We start from the raw sequence: 2419 nt of genomic DNA, 5'->3' as shown, positions 1-2419 counted from the left end.
CCATATCCGCACCCCAAGTCAAGAACAGATTTTCCTTCTAACGAAGGAAACAAAGGTTTTAATTGATGCCATTCACCAGCAGCTTTTAACCCCTCTTTATCAATGACAATAACATTCCCTTGTGTTTCTTCAAGAATTGCTGATCGCAAACTCGTTTTCCCTGACCCTGGTTGCCCACCAAGTAAAAAAGCGGTTGGCGATTCAACCGCTTTTTTTCCTTGAACCAATTCTTCTAAATTATCATTTAAGCGATTTTCAAATTGTTTGTCAGTAAAATTGACTATATTTGCCATATTAAGCCACTTTCTCTTTATTCAAAACTTGTTTTGAATAGCGATTCATTGACCGCCAATACTCATGAACGGCTTGTAATTCTTCTAAAGAATAATCAAAAAGATTTACACGTTTTGCAAGCTTTAATTGGTTTAATAAATTGACTTCCAATAATTGAGAGTCATTTTTATTTAATTCATGATTCAAAACATAGTTTAATACTCGATTATAAACGCTTGCCGATAATTCGTTAATGATCTCTATTTCAAATGTTTTTTCATAAGTAACTGCCATTTCATTTTCACTCCTTTTAAAGTTTGTCAGGTAAATATTTCCGAATATATTCTTCTAAGGCTTTATCCATAACTTCTTTTACGTTTCCGCCATTCTTTGCTGTTTCGATTTTTATAATATGGTGCAAGTCAGCACGAACACGAACCGTCTTATCCCCCATAATATCTTTTTTTGCACTGATTGGTGTATCATTTCGTTTTGCTTTTTGTGCGCCTAAATTTCCCACAACCACTCACTTCTTTCTATTTCTTCTTACTCTTATTTTATCATCAACAATCACAAATCACAAGTGATTTGTGATTAATCACTTGTGATTTGTGATTCTATTCTTTTTCGTTTTCTAATTGAATGATTCGCTCAAGCATTTCAAAAAATACGTTCTCATACATAGATAAAATCAATATATCCCTTTTCTCCGATTTTTACAACGGCATTGTAGGACTTTCTATCTTTCGTTTTGATTCCTTTTACCAGGGTTTCTTTTCCCTCTAGTAATTCTTTTACATTTGTTTTGGTGAGTTTTTTCTTTCTAAAATGTTCAGCTAAAGTGAAGGTACATTCAGGATAATTTGAACAACCATAAAACGATTTTTTTAATACAATATTGTTGCCACACTTAGGACATTTTCCTACAAGGGGTCCCGAGCGCTTAGTGGGAATTTGTACCCCTTATCGATACAAATTCCCCGTAGGCGCTAGGGACCTCTTTAGCTCCTTGGAAGCTGTCAGTAGTATACCTAATAATTTATCTACATTCCCTTTAGTAACGTGTAACTTTCCAAATTTACAAAAGCGACTCATAGAATTATTTCCTCCCGTTAAATAATAGATAACTATTAAAAATAGACAATACTTGCTCATAAGTAACGGTACTTAAATTGTTTACTTTGGCGTGTTTCATTGCTTGATGAAACTGATTTTTAGTAAACAGTTGACGATATTCTCGATTGACCCATTTTGAAACAAAGTACGTATATAGCTTCCAATATTTATCTGGAACATCTGTGGTATGGCGGGTAAGTTTTATTAAGACACTGTTTACTTTTGGTTTAGGATGAAAGCATTCCGCTGGCAGCTTAAGCAATTGCTGAATCGAGACTTGAGTGTGCAAGAGCAACCCTAGTGTTCGGTGAATATCCAAGGTACGCTTGTAGAATCCTTCTTCAACAATCAGATAGATGTCAGACGCATGGCTTTCAAAAACCACTTTTTTAATAATTTGTGTGCTTAAATGGTAAGGAATACTCCCAACAATTTTATACCTCTGTTTGTTAGGGAATTGAAACTGTAGAATATCTTGGTGAATTAAAGTGACACGAGTATTCAGTTTTAATTTTTCTGACGATAAGTTGAATAGATGACTGTCTAATTCAATAGACGTTACCTGTTTACTTATTTTAGCCAGTTTCGTCGTTAAATGCCCTTTACCTGTTCCAATTTCGTAAACGGTATCGGTTTCTTTTAAATTCAATTGTTTTATTATTTGGTTGAGTACTTTTTCACTCGTTAAAAAGTTTTGAGAATATTTTATATTTTTGTTCATGTAATCACTCCTTCTTAATTACAAATTTTTAGCATCTAATTTAACTTCAATAGACTAATAACAATGTTTGGTCTTGCTTCACTTTGTGCTTGTCGGAAGCCTAAATAGTAACTGCGTTTTGCTTCGTGTCCGTCTGGCAACCGCTCAAATTGTTCATCAAGTTCTGATACACCTTCTTCGTTATAGCGTGGATCAAATTCTTCTAAAAAGTCTGCTTCCTCTACAACTTTAAGCTCAAACCCATTGTTCAGCAATCCCATTATAATCTGTGTAAGTGTGTGATGTTGTTTTACTACATCACATCCTAAA

5 protein-coding genes and 1 pseudogene are annotated in these 2419 nt (G+C 34.0%); all 6 read right to left on the bottom strand.

Annotated features, from left to right (window positions below):
• Positions 1-293 (bottom strand): zeta toxin family protein (locus tag C3E90_RS07285; RefSeq protein WP_021416143.1); only part of this gene is annotated, 293 nt, incomplete at its 3' end.
• A gap of 1 nt (position 294) precedes the next feature.
• Positions 295-567 (bottom strand): antitoxin, encoded by a 273-nt coding sequence (locus C3E90_RS07280; protein ID WP_000301765.1) that lies wholly within the window; start codon positions 565-567, stop codon positions 295-297.
• A 16-nt stretch (positions 568-583) separates the two neighbouring features.
• Positions 584-793, bottom strand: coding sequence for a peptide-binding protein (locus C3E90_RS07275; protein WP_000527317.1), 210 nt, complete (start codon positions 791-793; stop codon positions 584-586).
• Between the two features lie 155 nt (positions 794-948).
• The gene (locus C3E90_RS13490) at positions 949-1227 is read right to left on the bottom strand and encodes a topoisomerase C-terminal repeat-containing protein (protein WP_074118312.1); all 279 of its coding nucleotides are present in this window, start codon (positions 1225-1227) and stop codon (positions 949-951) included.
• A gap of 145 nt (positions 1228-1372) precedes the next feature.
• Positions 1373-2110, bottom strand: coding sequence for a 23S rRNA (adenine(2058)-N(6))-methyltransferase Erm(B) (erm(B), locus tag C3E90_RS07260; protein ID WP_002292226.1), 738 nt, complete (start codon positions 2108-2110; stop codon positions 1373-1375).
• Between the two features lie 35 nt (positions 2111-2145).
• Positions 2146-2419 (bottom strand): annotated as a pseudogene (locus tag C3E90_RS07255) (hypothetical protein); the annotation flags it as partial.

Origin of the sequence: Clostridium sp. Cult2 (assembly GCF_021655075.1) — a bacterium.
Classification (GTDB): Bacteria; Bacillota; Clostridia; order Tissierellales; family Tepidimicrobiaceae; genus Schnuerera.
This window is presented reverse-complemented; position numbering and strand designations above follow the sequence as displayed.

Coding starts and splice junctions, on each gene's coding strand:
- C3E90_RS07280 (WP_000301765.1), bottom strand. CDS start 567: ATGGCAGTTACTTATGAAAAAACATTTGAAATAGAGATCATTAACGAA.